Genomic DNA, 14106 nt, shown 5'->3' on the forward strand with positions numbered 1-14106 from the left:
ATGCGCCTACACTTCGCCCCCACGGACCTTCAACGGATCACGTTCGCACCGGCTCCGAACCAGCTGCTGGAGTCGGTGCTGAGCGTACGCGGCATGCGTGTCACGCCCACCGCGGGAAAGCGGCCACGGCCGGGTGTCAGGGAGTGGCAGAGGAGGATGAACGGCAGCCTGGTCGCCAGGGCCGGCATGCTCCCCGACCTGGTCGGCACGCGGGCCTTCCTGCCCGACTTCCTGTTGCAGCCGACCGCGCCGGACTTCGCCTCGGCGGTCGAGCTGGCCCGGCAGACGCCCGAGGCGCAGCTGGTGGCCGACCTGGAGGGGCTTCCCCCATCCCGGAGCACCGAGCGCTGGCGGCTGGAGCTCTCCGCCGGTGCCGCGGGAACCTGGTGCAGGCTTACGAGTGACCTGCGTGATTACTTCAGCTCCTCGCTGGAGCCGCTGTGGCCCCGCATACGAGCCGCCGGTGCCGCCGATCGCGCGTTGCGCGCCGAGACCCTCCTGCGCGGCGGGACCGACGCGCTGCTCACCACGCTCGGCACCAACTGGTACTGGCGGCCACCCGTCCTTCACGTACCGGCGTCCAGAAGCTACGACGTCAAGTTGTGCGGGCGCGGATTGCTGCTGGTTCCCTCGTACTTCGCGCCGGGTCCCCTGCTGATGTACCGGCCGGACCGGTCAACCGTGCTGGTGTATCCGGTATGCGAGGAAGACGCGCCGGCCGGGGCGGCCGACACCCTCGGCCCCCTGCTCGGGCGCACCCGGGCGGAGGTGCTGGCCACCCTGCGCGACCCGGCCACCACCACGGTCGTGGCCGAGCGGGCCGGTGTCTCCCTGGCCTCCGCCAGCCAGCACACCACGGTGCTGCGCAACGCCGGGCTCATATCGACCACCCGGATGGGCGGCTCCGTCCTGCACACGCTGACTCCGCTGGGCGCGGCGCTGCTCCAGGGCGACGCCGCCGCCCGTTGAGGCCGTGCCCCCGCGCAGCGGCGCACCGCTGCGCGGGGGCCTCCGATCAGATCGGCCTGAGGTAGAAATAGACCGTCTTCTGATTCTCGCAGGTTCCGCCCCCGCCTCCGTTGAGGGCGAACTGCTGAGTGAAATAGAGCTTGCCGTTGCTGCCGAAATTCACGGTGCGGTTGAAGGTGAAGGTCTTGGTGATCCCGGCTGAGGACACGGGGCCGACGCTTCACAGCCCGTGCCACCTGTTGCCGCCGTTGCCGTCGACCAGGTCCGCCGCCCCGAGGGTGGCACCGGAGGCGGCAGGCGTGAAGGTGATCTTCAGCGTTTTCACGTACGCCGACGACGACGTGACGTTCGAGACCGTCCAGGTCGGATAGAACTTCGCCGACGCCGTGGCAGGGCAGCCGATGCCGAGATCGCTGAGGTCGTACCAGATACTCGGCGCGATAATGGTCCGCGTCGCCGCCACCTGCTGGGCCGTTCCGTTGGAGAACTCCTGGTGGGCCAGCGCGGGGTTGGCCATCAGGAGTACGGAGATCGCGGCGATCCCCATGACGAGAGCGTTTCGCCTTCCGTTCCTCCTGCGGCGCGACTTCGCCCCATGCCCCCGCCGGGTGCGAAGAGATCACCGCAAGACCCTTGTCATGGCGTTTCCTTTCAGGATGTGTCGAATGGCCGCCGACGGGTGCCCCCCTGCGGAAGACCTCGGCTCGGAGGTCGTATCCGAAGGCGGCCCGACCATCGTGTGATCGGTGGCTTGTCGGTGTCGACGCCTTTCAGCCCAGTCCGAAAGGGTTGACCTCACCGGCTCGGAAGAGCAGGGTGTCGGATCTCGCCGACACCGAGGACGCCGGGGCGCCCCGGACGGCTCAGGGCTCGAACGCCAAGGGACGGTAGCCGTCCGGCTGGACGTGGGGGCCGGAAGCGGCCGAGATGGGGCCGGTGGTGAGTTCGCCCATGGCGACTCATCCGTCGTTGGGTCGCGCGGTGGCTCAGCCGGTTATGGGGTCGCTCGGATGATCACAGGATCGCCGTGGTGGGCTCGATCGGACCCTCTGACGGGGGCGGGGGGCGGCGGTCGCGGCGGCGTACGAACCAGAGGCCGAAGAGGCCGCCGCAGATGCCCGACACGCACATCCAGATCCACCAGCGGTGCTCGGGGTCCGGCTGCACGATCAGGAGGACGACCAGGGCGACGGCCCACAGACCCGTACCCGTGAGGATCGTGAGCGTGTCGTTGGTCTTCAACGGCTGCAGATCCGGGAGGCGTGGCTGGTTCACGCGCTCCAGACTAGGCGACAGGGTTGCAGGGTTCGCAAAACGGATTACGTCAAAGCGCGAATCCATCTCGAAACCATCACCATCGGCGACCAGGTCTTCCCGAAAGAGGGACTCGCTGTCACTCTGCGTGAGTGAAAGATAGTAAAACCTCCCAAATAAGTGGACTTGACCGTTTCTTCCACATCTCCGACCGGGGCTCCTCTGTGGGCAGGGAGGTGCGCGGCGGCCTCGCCACGTTCTTCACGATGGCCTACATCGTCGTGCTCAACCCGCTGATCATCGCTACCGTCCCGGACATCGAGGGCCAGTTCATCGGCGACGGAAGCGTGCCCAACATCCCGCTCGTCGCGGCCGGTACCGCCTTTGTGGCGGGAGTGCTCAGCATTCTGATGGGGGTCGTCGGCAAAGTCCCCTTCGCGATGGCCGCGGGCCTCGGCCTGAACGCCTTCGTCACCTTCGGCATCGCCTCGCAGATGTCCTGGGAGTCGGCGATGGGCCTGGTGTTCCTGGAGGGTGTGATCATCGGGCTCCTGGTGCTGACCGGATTCCGCACCGCCGTGTTCAACGCCATCCCACCCCAGCTCAAGACCGCGATCAGCGTCGGTATCGGCCTGTTCATCGCCCTGATCGGTTTCGTGGACGCAGGCTTCGTCCGCCGCGTGGCCGCGGGACCGCCGCTGGAACTCGGCATCGCGGGTTCGCTGGCCAGCTGGCCGATCTTCGTCTTCGTGGTCGGCCTGCTGCTGATGGTGCTGCTGGTGGCGCGCAAGACGAAGGGCGCGATCCTGATCGGCATCATCGCCACGACGGTTCTCGCGATCATCGTCCAGGCCGTCACCAAGGTCGGTGCCGCGACGGTGCCGGGCCAGGACCCCAATCCGGCGGGCTGGCAGCTCGTCGTTCCGGAAATGCCCAAGGAGATCTTCGGGTTCCACAACCCGCTGGTGCTGTTCGCGGAGTTCGACCCGATCGGTGCCTTCGGCTCGGTCTCGGTCATCGTGGCCCTGCTGCTCATCTTCACCCTGCTGATCACCGACTTCTTCGACACCATGGGCACGATCGTGGGCGTCGGCGGACAGGCCGGACTGGTCAAGGAGGACGGCACCCTGCCCAGGACCCGGGAGATCCTCCTCGTCGACTCGATCGGCGCGGCGGCCGGAGGCGCGGCCTCCGTCTCCTCCAACACGACCTACATCGAGTCGGCCGCGGGTGTCGGCGAGGGTGCGCGCACCGGCCTCGCCAGCGTCGTCACCGGTGTCCTGTTCCTACTGGCGATCTTCTTCTCGCCGCTCGTCGCGGTCGTCCCCTACGAGGCCGCCGCCCCCGCCCTGGTCGTGGTCGGCTTCCTGATGATGACCTCGATCCGCGAGATCGACTTCACCGACTACGAGATCGCCATCCCGGCGTTCCTCACGATCGTCCTGATGCCGTTCACGTACTCGATCGCCACCGGTATCGGCGCGGGCTTCGTCACCTTCGTGCTGATCAAACTGATCAAGGGCAAGGCCCGCGAGCTGCACATGCTGATGTGGATCGTCGCGGCGCTGTTCGCCGTCTACTTCGCCCTCGGCCCGATCAAGTCCCTGCTCAACCTGGGCTGAGCAGCCGCGTGGAAGCCGTCACGGTGCTCGATCCTCCTCGGTCGCCGTGGCGGCTTTCGCGTGTCAGGGGTGGCTGCTTCACGCCAAGATTGGCGGGCCCCTGACCGTTCGGCACGCTGTGCGGCCCGCCCTCGGCAGGAAACCCCATGGAGGGAATCACGTGCGGTCGTATATAGTTAGCAAAGGTAATGACTTATGACAATGAATCATCCCAGGAAGGACCACGTCGCGAACCTGCGAAGCGACGCCGGTCTGGCTTCGGCCCTGCGCGTGTCGCTGGCACGACTGAACAGGCGCCTGCGCAGGCAGGCCGCGGTGCACTCGTTGACGCCCACCCAGCTCGCGACCCTCGCCGCCGTGGAACGGCATTCCGGGATAACCCCCGGAGAATTGGCCGATCTAGAGAAGGTGCAGCCGCCCTCGATGACCCGCGTGATCGCCGTGTTGGTCGAGCGGGAGCTGGTGTCGCGTACGCCGCACCCGACCGACCGGCGCCAGGTGACCGTGAGCGTGACCGGCCAGGGGTCGGCGCTGCTGAAGGAGGAGCGCCGTCTCAAGGAGACGTGGCTGACGCGGCAGCTGAAGGAGCTGACACCCGAGGAGAGGGCGACGCTCAGGCAGGCGGCCCCGATACTGGAGAAGCTCAGCCGGATCTAGCGGACCCCGAGGAACCCGGGGCCCCGGCGGTCCCGCGTGACGCCGGGGCGTCCGCCGTGCCAGGCGGAAAGTCCAGGAGAGGGCCCGGAAGAGGGCTCGGCCTGAGGGCGCGGATGCGTCGGCGGGCCGCGAGAGCCGCCGTGGTGAACGAGCTCCAGGCCACCGAGAGTGGATCGGCCCAGGCCGTGCCCGAGACGCGGGACGGGATGTTCCGGTCGCTCCGCGTCTACAACTACCGGCTGTTCGCGGCCGGAGGCGTGGTCTCCAACGTCGGCACCTGGATGCAGCGCACCGCGCAGGACTGGCTGGTGCTCGACCTGACGAAGGGCAGCGCCGCCGCGCTGGGCCTGACCGTCGCGCTGCAGTTCCTGCCGCTGCTGCTGTTCGGCCTCTGGGGCGGTATGCTCGCCGACCGCTATCCCAAGCGGGTGCTGCTGATCGTCTGCCAGTCGCTGATGGGCCTGCTCGCGCTCACCATGGGTGTGCTCACCGTGACCGGCTCGGCCCAGGTCTGGCAGGTCTACGTGATGGCCTTCACACTCGGCCTCATCGCCTGTGTCGAGGTGCCGACCCGGCAGGCGTTCGTCGTCGAGATGGTCGGCCGCAAGGACCTGTCCAACGCGATCGCGCTGAACGCGTCGAGCTTCAACCTGGCCCGCGTGGTCGGCCCGGCCGTCGCCGGTGTCCTGATCCACGCGCTGGGGGGAACCGGCCCGATCTTCCTGATCAACTTCGTGTCGTTCGCCGCGGTGCTCAGCGGGCTGCTGCTGATGCGCACCTCCCAGCTGGCCACCCCCGAACCGGTGCCGAGGGCCAAGGGTCAGCTTCGCGAGGGTCTGCGCTACGTGATGGCGCGGCCCGAGCTGCTCATGCCGATACTGCTGATCGCCTTCGTCTCGATGTTCACCCAGTCGTTCTCGATGTCGATAGCGCTGATGGCGCGCGAGACCTTCGGGGCCGGCGCCTCCTCGTTCGGGCTCGCCTCCAGCATGTTCGCGGTCGGAGCGCTGGCGGGAGCGCTGATGGCGGCGCGGCGGGTCAAGCCGAGCAGGCGTCTGCTGCTCGTCGGCGCCGTCGCGTTCGGCCTGTTCCAGATCGCCAGCGGCCTGGCGCCCTGGTATCCGCTCTACCTGATCCTGCTCGTGCCCACCGGCGTCGCGCTGATCTCGATAAACACCGCGGCCAACGCCAGCGTGCAGCTGGCCACCTCGCCGGAGATGCGCGGCCGGGTGATGGGGATCTACGTGCTCGTGTTCACCGGGGGAGCCCCCCTCGGCGCGCCGCTGCTCGGCTGGATCTCCGAGCTGGGCGGGGTGCGTACCGGAGTCGTGATCGGCGGGGTGCTCACGCTGATCGGCGCCGCTGCGGCGACAATGCTGACAAGGGTGATCAGCAGGAGGTCGCATGCGGCTGTTCGTGGGATTACCGCCGCCACCGCCGGCGCGCGATGAGCTCGTCCGCGCCCTCGAACCTCACCGGGCGCGATGGCCGGGGCTGCGCTGGCTGGACGCGGAGAACTGGCATGTGACGCTGTCGTTCCTGGGGGAGGTGCCCGACCGGGCGCTGCCCGAGTTGCGGACGCGGCTCGCCAGGGCGGCCGCGCGGCACGCCCCGATGACACTGTCCTTCGCCGGCGCCGGCGCGTTTCCCTCGGCGGGCAGGGCGCGGGTCTTCTGGACCGGGCTGTACGGTGACCGGCTCCGGCTGGGCCGTCTGGCCGACTCCGTGGCGGCCGGGGCGCGCCGCGCCGGAGCCGGCCAGGCGGAGCACCGGAGGTTCACGCCGCATCTGAGCCTGGCCAGGTGCCGCCCCGAGACGGACATCGGCCCTCTGGTCGAGGCGTTCGGGTCGTTCTCCGGCACCGAGTGGGAACTGGAGACGGTGCACCTGATACGGAGCAACCTCGGGGCCAAGGTCCGCTACGAAACGGTCGAGGAATGGGACCTGGCGGCGCGGGCACCTCGTAGGCAGGGCTAGGCTCCTGGGCGTGGATCGTCCCCGTCGCTGGCTGCTGCCCACGGTGCTCGTGCTTCTCGTGCTCCTCGTGGTGATCGGCGCATTCGTGTCCTAGCCCTTGGATCTTCCGCCTGTCGTGGCCTCCTCCTAGGTCTCGGGAGAGGCCCCCTGACCAAGCCCGGCCACGGCGAGGTCCGCGGGACAGGACGCCGGCCGCTCATCGGCGGCCGGCCCGGCGACCTCGCGGGGGTCACCGTTCGGGCACCGCCTACCAGGCGTACTCCTCCGGCGCCGTCTTGAAGCCGGGGAAGATCTCGTCCAGGCGGGTCAGGGCCTTCTCGTCCAGCGTGATCTCCAGCGCCTTGACGGTACCGTCGAGCTGTTCGAGCGTGCGCGGCCCGATGATCGGCGCGGTGACGACCTTCTGGTGGAGCAGCCAGGCCAGCGCGAGGTTGGCCGGGTCCACACCGAGTTCGTCCGCGAACGCCTCGTAGCGCTCGATCTTGTCGCGGTGCTTCTCCAACTGGGCGGTGATCTGCTCCGAGGCCGACCGGCCCTTGTCGATCTTCTTGAGGATGCCGCCGAGCAGGCCGCCCGCGAGCGGGCTCCACGGGATCAGACCCAGGCCGTAGTCCTCGGCCGCCGGGATGACCTCAAGTTCGGGGGCGCGGACGACCAGGTTGTAGTGGGACTGCTCGGAGACCAGGCCGAGAGTGTTGCGCCGCCGCGCGCTCTCCTGGGCCTTGGCGATGTGCCAGCCCGCGAAGTTGGACGACCCCACGTACAGGATCTTGCCCTGCTGCTTGAGGATGTCCATGGCCTCCCAGAACTCCTCGAACGGGGTGTTCCGGTCGATGTGGTGTGCCTGGTAGAGATCGATGTAGTCGGTCTGCATCCGCTTCAGCGACGCGTCGGCGGCGCGCCGGATGTTGAGCGCGGACAGGCGCCCCTCATTGGGCCAGTCGCCCATGTCACCGTAGAGTTTCGTGGCGAGCACCGTCTTCTCGCGGCGCTCGCCTCCCTTGGCGAACCATCGACCGATGATCTTCTCGGTGATGCCCTCGCCCTTCTTCCAGCCGTACACGTTGGCCGTGTCGAAGAAGTTGATCCCCAGCTCATGGGCGTGGTCCATGATCGCGAAGGAGTCCTCCTCCGAGGTCAAGGGGCCAAAGTTCATCGTGCCGAGGCAGAGGCGGCTGACCTTCAGGCCGGTACGGCCAAGCTGTGTGTAATCCATGCGCCCACCCTAAATACCTGGAGTGCACTCCATGCGAGGGGATTAGCGGGGAAATCCGTGTCGGCCGACCCCGTCGCGTCTGTGCCGCCCGCCGGTGTCGCCGGGGCATGATGGCTGGATGCTGAGTAAGCCGGGGGAAGTCTTGGTTCGCGCGTTCGCGGTGACCGGCCTGACCGCGGTCGCGGTCTTCGCCGGGCAGAGCGTGTCGGTGGGCGACGGGCGGGCGGCATGGGCCGACGCGGGGCAGGGGCCGAGGGCGGACGACGAGGAGCGGGTCCTTTTTCACTTCAAGGACAGCCGGATCGCCGAGTCGAGCGGGCTGGCGGTCTCGCCGACCCACGAGGACGTCTACTACACGCACAACGACAGCGGCGCCGGGCCGGTCTTCTACGCGGTCGGTCCCAACGGTCGGACCCGCGCGACCTTCACCCTGCGGGGGGCGGAGGCCCGCGACTGGGAGGGCATGGCCGCCTCCATCGACCAGAAGACCGGCCGGGGGGTGCTCTGGTTCGCGGACATCGGCGACAACTTCGACGGGGCCTGGCCTGACATCTCGGTGTACAAGGTCGCGGAGCCCACGGCGCTGAGCGACGCCGCCGTTCCCGCCGTGCGCTACCGTTTCCGCTACGAGGACGGCGGGCACAACGCCGAGAGCATCATGGTGAACCCCCGCACCGGGCGCCTCTACATCGTGACCAAGCAGTTCGCCGGCGCCGTCTACGAGGCACCGAAACGGCTGCGCGCCGACAGGGTCAACGTGCTCCGCAAGGTCGGCACGGCGCCCATCATGGCCACCGACGCCGCCTACGCCCCCGACGGGTCGAGCTTTGTGATCCGAACCTACTTCTCCGCCACGGTCTACCGCGCTCCCGGTGAACAGATCACCCGGGTGACGATGCCGCAGCTGGAGCAGGCCGAGTCGATCGCCTACACGCGTGACGGCAGGTACCTGCTGACCGGTAGCGAGGGGAAGCGCAGCCCGGTCTACCAGGTGCCGCTGCCCGAGGAGGTGCTCCGTGAGGCGGCTCCGGGATCCACGACCGCCCTGCGGCGGGCGGCTCCCACACCCGATCCCACGCCGGATCCCAAACTGGCCCCCACGCCGGTCGCCGGGGCGAAAACCGAACAGGACGACGCGGGGGTGCCGACCTCGGCCGTGCTGCTCTGGCTGGCCATCGCCGCGGGCGCCACGGGCACCATCGCCCTGATCGCCCGTAACACCCGCTGAAAGGCGATCAGTGCAGGTCGCCGGGGGCGCATGATCGTCCGCGACGTCCGTTGGGAGGCTCCTGGCTCAGTCGGGGAGTCGCAGGTCGCGAGGGGCGGCTTGAGTCAGGGAGGCCGCCACGTCGGCGTCGACGGGGAACCAGGCGGACAGCCCGGTTATCTGCAGGAGACGTCCCAGGATGTCCGACACCCTGGCCAGCCGCAACCAGCCGCCCGCCTCCGAGGTCATGCGCGCGCCACGGAGAAGCACCCGCAGTCCGGTGGAATCGCAGAAAGTGATCTTCTGGGCGTCGATGACGATCCGCGGGCGGTATTCGGAGATCAGCCGCTCGATGGTCTCCCCGAGCAGTGCGCTGGAGTTGTGGTCGATGTCGCCCGCGACGCTGATCACGGTGCAGCCGGCATGCTCGTGGTGGTCGACGCCGATGGAGAGTTCTCTGCTCATCGCCTCGCATTTCCACCCGGTGAAGCCGTCGGTTTCGGCGGTCGTCCGACCTGATCAAGGTATACCCCGCCGGACCGCCGGGGTGGGCGACGGGCGGGAGACATGTGCGTAACGGCTACGTGGAGCATCGTTCGTCTCCCGTATCGCCGGCCGGTCCGGAACGTGACCCCGTACCGAAGATGAATGACCACATCCAGATTTATTGCCCTGACATATTCGGGTATTCCTCAACCGTCCCGGATAGATTTCCGGCAATAGGCAATGATGGTTAAGAACCAGAGGGGTTATCCCTTCTCTTCCGGTGAGGATTGCCGCTAACTTTCGAAGATGCGCGTTCTGGTAACCGGGGCATCAGGTTTCGTCGGTTCGCATGCGGTCGCCGCGCTTCTCGCCGACGGGCACGATCCGCTTCTTCTCATACGCAATCCAGAGAGAACGCGCGAAGTGCTGGCCGGTGTCGGGGTGACGGAGCCGATTCCCCTGCACAGGGCCGATGTCCGCGACACGGCGGCCGTGCGGGACGGGCTCGAACAGTGCGACGCGGTCATTCACGCCGCCGCGGAAATCGGGGTCATCGGCCGGGTCGGCGACCTGGCCGGTACGAATGTGACCGGAGCGAAGAACGTCCTCGGGCAGGCCGTCGAACTCGGTCTCGACCCGGTCGTGCACATTTCGAGCATCGGTGTCTTCGTGCCCCCGACCGGCCCGGTGATCACGACCGAGAGTCCGCTCTCCACGCCGAGGAACGAGTACGGCAGGAGCAAGATCTCCGCCGAGCACTACGCCAGACGGCTCCAGGAGCAGGGGATGCCGCTCACGATCGTCTATCCGGCGGCGGTCGCCGGGCCGTGCCAGCCCTCGCTGGACGCGCTGATGGACGGGCTGCGCGCGGGGCTGGAACAGGGATGGCCGATCACCGCCGGCGGCGTCGGCGTCGTCGACGTACGGGATCTGGCCCTCGTGCTCGCCCGCTGCCTCGAACCGGGGCTGGGGCCTCGCCGATTCATGCTGGGCGGGCACTACCTCACCTGGGCGCAGCTCGCCGACGTCTGCGACGAGGTGACCGGGAACCGCTGCCGGAGGTTCCGGGTCCACCGCTCGGTACTGCGTGGCGCGGCGGCCGTGGTCGACGCGATGAAACTGATCAAGGAGATCGACTACCCGCTGACCAGGGACGCCGTCGAGATGATGGTCACGATGGTCCGCGCGTACGACACCCCGACCCTTGAGGCGCTCGGCGTGGGGCTGCGGCCGGTCCAGGAGACCGTCACCGACTCGCTGCGCTGGCTGGCGCAGGAAGGGCATCTCGGTCTGGACAAGGTCGGCAGGCTGGCGGGTAGTGTCACGCGGTAACGCGATCCCTCCAGCGCGACGGGGGTGGCGGCGGTGACCACCTCACAGTCAGGAGTCGGCGATGGACGTCGGGGTCGTCGGTGCGGGGATCGTCGGTCTGGCCGTTGCCAGGGAGGCGGCGCTGACCCGCGGGGCCAGGGTGACGGTGCTGGACAAGGAGGACCGCGTCGGAGCCCACCAGACCGGGCACAACAGCGGCGTCGTCCACGCCGGGATCTACTACCGGCCCGGATCGCTCAAGGCCACGCTCTGCCGTGAGGGCGTGGCACTGCTGCGGCAGTACTGCGCCGAGCACCGCATCCCCTACGACGAGGTCGGCAAGCTCGTCGTCGCCTCGACCTCGGCCGAGCGGCCCGAGCTGCGGCGGATCGCCGAGCGGGCCCGCGCGAACGGGGTTCCCGGCATCGCCGAGCTGGACGCGCTGGCCCTGCGGGAGATCGAGCCGCACACCGTCGGCACGGGTGCCGTGCACTCCCCGCGCACCGCGATCGCCGACTTCCCCGCCGTCGCCAGGCGTCTGGCCGCGGACGTGGCGGAGAGCGGCGGATCGGTGCTGCTCTCCCATCCGGTGCGCGCGGTACGGGAGACCGCGAGCGGGGTGAAGGTCCTGGCGGGGGAGCGGACGCTGAGCTTCGACCGGCTGATCGTCTGTGCCGGGCTCGGTACCGACACCGTCGCACGGATGGTCAAGGCCAGCGGGGACGTACGGATCGTCCCTTTCCGCGGTGAGTACTACGCGCTGGCCGGCGCGGCGAAGGAGCTGGTCCGAGGGCTCGTCTACCCGGTTCCCGACCCCCGCTACCCGTTCCTCGGCGTGCACCTGACCCGCAGGATCGACGGTGAGGTGCTGGTCGGCCCCAACGCGGTCATGGCGCTGGCGCTGGAGGGTTACTCCTGGGGGGACGTCGACCTGGCGGAGCTGGGCCGGATTCTGGCCTGGCGTGGCACCCGGCGGCTGGCCGCCCGGCACTGGCGGACCGGTATCAGGGAGGTGGCCGGTTCGATGGGCAGGGGGTCGTTTCTGAAGGCCGCGCGCCGCTACGTCCCGGCCCTGACCGCCGCCGACCTCGTCAGGACCACCGGCGGCGTGCGCGCACAGGCCGTGGACGCCTCCGGCGGCATGCTGGACGACTTCGCGATCGACGTGCACGGCCGCGTCGCCCTCGTGCGCAACGCCCCCTCCCCGGCGGCGACCTCCAGCCTGGCCATTGCCAGACATATTGTGGGGTTAGCCTCTGTGTTGACCAGTTAACTGCTTTCTCATGTGGGCCGGTGAAAATAGACCAGTGACCGACTCACCCGAGGCACGTCTGCTGATCGTCGAGGACGAGCCGAACATCCTTGAGCTTCTGGCCGCGAGCCTGAGGTTCGCCGGGTTCGGCGTCAACACGGCGGGCAACGGTACGGACGCCGTCGCAGCCGTCCAGCGGCACCGGCCCGATCTCATTGTGCTTGACGTGATGCTTCCGGACATGGACGGCTTCGACGTCGTACGGCGCCTGCGCGGCGGCGGCAGCGAGACCCCCGTGGTCTTCCTCACCGCGCGTGACGCCACCGAGGACAAGATCCGGGGGCTGACCCTGGGCGGGGACGACTACGTGACCAAGCCGTTCAGCCTGGAGGAGGTCGTGGCCCGGATCCGGGCGGTGCTGCGCCGTACCGGCTCCGGCGACCTCGTCCCCCGCCAGCCCCGGCTCAACTTCGCGGACATCGAGCTCGACGAGGAGAGCCACGAGGTGTGGCGCAAGGGCAAGGCGGTGGCACTGTCGCCCACGGAGTTCAAACTGCTCCGCTACTTCATGGCGAACGCGGGGCGGGTGCTGTCCAAGGCCCAGATTCTCGAGCACGTGTGGGACTACGACTTCCGGGGTGATGTCGGGATCGTGGAGTCCTACGTCTCCGTGCTCCGTCGCAAGATCGACAACACGGACCCGCGGCTGATCCACACGCTGCGCGGCGTCGGATACGTATTGCGCCTGCCGCCGACGCCGTGATGCTCAACGCGACCCCGCTACGGGTGAAGCTGATCGCCGTCATTCTGGCTCTGCTGACGATCGCGCTCACCCTCATCGGGATCGGCAGCGTCTCGATCATGCGTGGTTACCTGATCGACCGGGTCGACACCCAGATCGACATAACGGTCGACACCGCGCTGCGCCGGATGAACCGGGGGGTCATCCCGATCGGCAAGCCGCTGTCGTCCGACGCGAGGTTGGAGCTCCGTGACTCCAGCGGCAGGACCTTCGACATCTACAGCGGTATTGACGTGGAGGGCAAGCCGGGGCCACGGGTGCCCCCGGGTCAGGGCATCCGGCCGTTCGACAGCGGTGACTGGAGGGTCCGCGCGATCCCGCTGAGCGATGGTGGAAACCTCGTCGTCGCCGTTGACATGGCCGAGGTCCGGCAGATCGTCGGCCAGCTCGCGCTGGTGGAACTGCTCGGCGGCGGCGGCCTGATGCTGATGCTCGCCGGGGCAGGGGTGTTGATCATCCGCAGGAGCCTGCGTCCGCTGGAGGAGATCGAGCGCACCGCCGAGGCCATCGCCGCCGGCGACCTGAGCCGCCGGGTCCCCGATGCCGACCCGCGCACCGAGGTGGGCCGCCTCGGCCGGTCGCTCAACGGCATGCTCGCCCAGATCGAGACCGCCTTTCGGGCCCGTTCGGAGTCGGAGTCCTCGGCTCGCAGGTCGGAGGAGCGCATGCGAAGGTTCGTGGCGGACGCCTCGCACGAGCTCCGTACGCCGCTGACCTCGATCCGCGGGTTCGCCGAGTTCTACCGGCAGGGGCCGGGGATCGACGCCGCGCCGCTGATGAGCCGGGTCGAGTCCGAGGCGGTCAGGATGGGCCTGCTCGTCGACGACCTGCTGATGCTCGCCCGGATGGATCAGCAACGGCCGCTGGTGATGCGCCCGGTCGACCTGCTCGCCATCGCCGCCGACGCCGTCCACGACGCCCGCATCCTCGCCCCTGAGCGCGAGGTCACGCTCTCCGTGGACGGTTCCGCGCTCATCGTCTCCGGCGACGAGGTACGGCTCCGCCAGGTCGTGGGCAACCTCATGACCAACGCGCTCACCCACACTCCCGAGCGGACGCCGGTGCGGGTGGTGCTCTCCGCCGATGGCGGGATGGCCGTCATCGAGGTCGCGGACGAGGGGCCCGGCCTCACCTCCGAGCAGTGCGAACGCGTCTTCGAGCGGTTCTACCGCGTCGACTCCGCCCGGGGCCGCCGCGCCCCCGAGGACGGCGGGAGCGGGCTCGGCCTGGCCATCGTGGCCGCGATGGTCGTGGCTCACGGCGGCAGCGTCGCGGTGGACTCACAAGTCGGCAAGGGGGCGACGTTCCGGGTGCTCCTCCCCCTCGCCCCCGAGTCCGACTGACCTCTGTCCG

At 68.9% G+C, this 14106-nt stretch carries 15 protein-coding genes; 10 read left to right on the forward strand and 5 right to left on the reverse strand.

Annotated features, from left to right (window positions below; all coding sequences use genetic code 11):
- On the forward strand, positions 1 to 969 hold the full coding sequence (locus IG98_RS0135365; RefSeq protein WP_030922584.1) for an ArsR/SmtB family transcription factor: 969 nt from the start codon (positions 1 to 3) through the stop codon (positions 967 to 969).
- Between the two features lie 46 nt (positions 970 to 1015).
- Here IG98_RS0135365 and IG98_RS51250 read toward each other — a convergent pair whose 3' ends face one another.
- The 3 genes from IG98_RS51250 to IG98_RS47665 form a co-directional block, all read right to left on the reverse strand.
- Positions 1016 to 1177 carry a hypothetical protein gene (locus IG98_RS51250; RefSeq protein WP_157594706.1) on the reverse strand — a complete coding sequence of 54 codons (162 nt, stop codon included), beginning with the start codon at positions 1175 to 1177 and terminating at the stop codon, positions 1016 to 1018.
- Positions 1178 to 1189: 12 nt separating this feature from the next.
- On the reverse strand, positions 1190 to 1516 hold the full coding sequence (locus tag IG98_RS0135375; RefSeq protein ID WP_030922587.1) for a hypothetical protein: 327 nt from the start codon (positions 1514 to 1516) through the stop codon (positions 1190 to 1192).
- A gap of 467 nt (positions 1517 to 1983) precedes the next feature.
- Positions 1984 to 2244 carry a DUF2530 domain-containing protein gene (locus IG98_RS47665; protein WP_063766345.1) on the reverse strand — a complete coding sequence of 87 codons (261 nt, stop codon included), beginning with the start codon at positions 2242 to 2244 and terminating at the stop codon, positions 1984 to 1986.
- Positions 2245 to 2375: 131 nt separating this feature from the next.
- On the opposite strand from IG98_RS47665, the gene IG98_RS0135390 reads away from it, so the two are divergent.
- The 4 genes from IG98_RS0135390 to thpR all read left to right on the forward strand — a co-directional run bounded on the left by IG98_RS0135390 (position 2376) and on the right by thpR (position 6479).
- Entirely contained in the window at positions 2376 to 3845 is a 1470-nt protein-coding gene (locus IG98_RS0135390; RefSeq protein ID WP_030922593.1) for an NCS2 family permease, read from the forward strand.
- Positions 3846 to 4040: 195 nt separating this feature from the next.
- Positions 4041 to 4502, forward strand: coding sequence for a MarR family winged helix-turn-helix transcriptional regulator (locus tag IG98_RS0135395; RefSeq protein ID WP_051753359.1), 462 nt, complete (start codon positions 4041 to 4043; stop codon positions 4500 to 4502).
- Between the two features lie 143 nt (positions 4503 to 4645).
- Entirely contained in the window at positions 4646 to 5953 is a 1308-nt protein-coding gene (locus tag IG98_RS0135400) for an MFS transporter (RefSeq protein WP_245651853.1), read from the forward strand.
- Positions 5907 to 6479, forward strand: coding sequence for an RNA 2',3'-cyclic phosphodiesterase (gene thpR, locus IG98_RS0135405; protein ID WP_030922602.1), 573 nt, complete (start codon positions 5907 to 5909; stop codon positions 6477 to 6479). The genes IG98_RS0135400 and thpR overlap by 47 nt, the downstream gene beginning before the upstream one ends.
- 247 nt (positions 6480 to 6726) lie before the next feature.
- Here thpR and IG98_RS0135410 read toward each other — a convergent pair whose 3' ends face one another.
- Positions 6727 to 7695: an aldo/keto reductase gene (locus IG98_RS0135410; protein ID WP_030922605.1), complete on the reverse strand. Its 969-nt coding sequence runs from the start codon at positions 7693 to 7695 to the stop codon at positions 6727 to 6729.
- A gap of 118 nt (positions 7696 to 7813) precedes the next feature.
- On the opposite strand from IG98_RS0135410, the gene IG98_RS45700 reads away from it, so the two are divergent.
- Positions 7814 to 8923 (forward strand): hypothetical protein, encoded by a 1110-nt coding sequence (locus tag IG98_RS45700; RefSeq protein WP_211264267.1) that lies wholly within the window; start codon positions 7814 to 7816, stop codon positions 8921 to 8923.
- Between the two features lie 66 nt (positions 8924 to 8989).
- On the opposite strand, the gene IG98_RS0135420 is transcribed toward IG98_RS45700, so the two are convergent.
- Positions 8990 to 9367: an STAS domain-containing protein gene (locus IG98_RS0135420; RefSeq protein ID WP_051753360.1), complete on the reverse strand. Its 378-nt coding sequence runs from the start codon at positions 9365 to 9367 to the stop codon at positions 8990 to 8992.
- A gap of 327 nt (positions 9368 to 9694) precedes the next feature.
- Here IG98_RS0135420 and IG98_RS0135425 point away from each other — a divergent pair, with 327 nt between their 5' ends.
- From IG98_RS0135425 to IG98_RS0135440, 4 genes are all read left to right on the forward strand, one after another.
- Positions 9695 to 10720 (forward strand): NAD-dependent epimerase/dehydratase family protein, encoded by a 1026-nt coding sequence (locus IG98_RS0135425; protein ID WP_030922613.1) that lies wholly within the window; start codon positions 9695 to 9697, stop codon positions 10718 to 10720.
- A 61-nt stretch (positions 10721 to 10781) separates the two neighbouring features.
- On the forward strand, positions 10782 to 11972 hold the full coding sequence (lhgO, locus tag IG98_RS0135430; RefSeq protein WP_030922615.1) for an L-2-hydroxyglutarate oxidase: 1191 nt from the start codon (positions 10782 to 10784) through the stop codon (positions 11970 to 11972).
- Positions 11973 to 11982: 10 nt separating this feature from the next.
- On the forward strand, positions 11983 to 12714 hold the full coding sequence (locus IG98_RS0135435) for a response regulator transcription factor (protein ID WP_051753361.1): 732 nt from the start codon (positions 11983 to 11985) through the stop codon (positions 12712 to 12714).
- Positions 12714 to 14096, forward strand: coding sequence for a HAMP domain-containing sensor histidine kinase (locus IG98_RS0135440; protein ID WP_030922625.1), 1383 nt, complete (start codon positions 12714 to 12716; stop codon positions 14094 to 14096). The genes IG98_RS0135435 and IG98_RS0135440 overlap by 1 nt, the downstream gene beginning before the upstream one ends.
- Positions 14097 to 14106 lie beyond the last annotated feature (10 nt).

The organism is Streptosporangium amethystogenes, assembly GCF_000721075.1.
Taxonomy (GTDB): domain Bacteria; phylum Actinomycetota; class Actinomycetes; order Streptosporangiales; family Streptosporangiaceae; genus Streptosporangium; species Streptosporangium amethystogenes.

Coding starts and splice junctions, on each gene's coding strand:
- thpR (WP_030922602.1), top strand. CDS start 5,907: ATGCGGCTGTTCGTGGGATTACCGCCGCCACCGCCGGCGCGCGATGAG.
- IG98_RS45700 (WP_211264267.1), top strand. CDS start 7,814: ATGCTGAGTAAGCCGGGGGAAGTCTTGGTTCGCGCGTTCGCGGTGACC.
- IG98_RS0135375 (WP_030922587.1), bottom strand. CDS start 1,516: ATGGGGATCGCCGCGATCTCCGTACTCCTGATGGCCAACCCCGCGCTG.
- IG98_RS0135425 (WP_030922613.1), top strand. CDS start 9,695: ATGCGCGTTCTGGTAACCGGGGCATCAGGTTTCGTCGGTTCGCATGCG.
- IG98_RS0135440 (WP_030922625.1), top strand. CDS start 12,714: ATGCTCAACGCGACCCCGCTACGGGTGAAGCTGATCGCCGTCATTCTG.
- IG98_RS0135435 (WP_051753361.1), top strand. CDS start 11,983: ATGTGGGCCGGTGAAAATAGACCAGTGACCGACTCACCCGAGGCACGT.
- IG98_RS0135365 (WP_030922584.1), top strand. CDS start 1: ATGCGCCTACACTTCGCCCCCACGGACCTTCAACGGATCACGTTCGCA.
- lhgO (WP_030922615.1), top strand. CDS start 10,782: ATGGACGTCGGGGTCGTCGGTGCGGGGATCGTCGGTCTGGCCGTTGCC.
- IG98_RS0135410 (WP_030922605.1), bottom strand. CDS start 7,695: ATGGATTACACACAGCTTGGCCGTACCGGCCTGAAGGTCAGCCGCCTC.
- IG98_RS0135420 (WP_051753360.1), bottom strand. CDS start 9,367: ATGAGCAGAGAACTCTCCATCGGCGTCGACCACCACGAGCATGCCGGC.
- IG98_RS0135395 (WP_051753359.1), top strand. CDS start 4,041: ATGACAATGAATCATCCCAGGAAGGACCACGTCGCGAACCTGCGAAGC.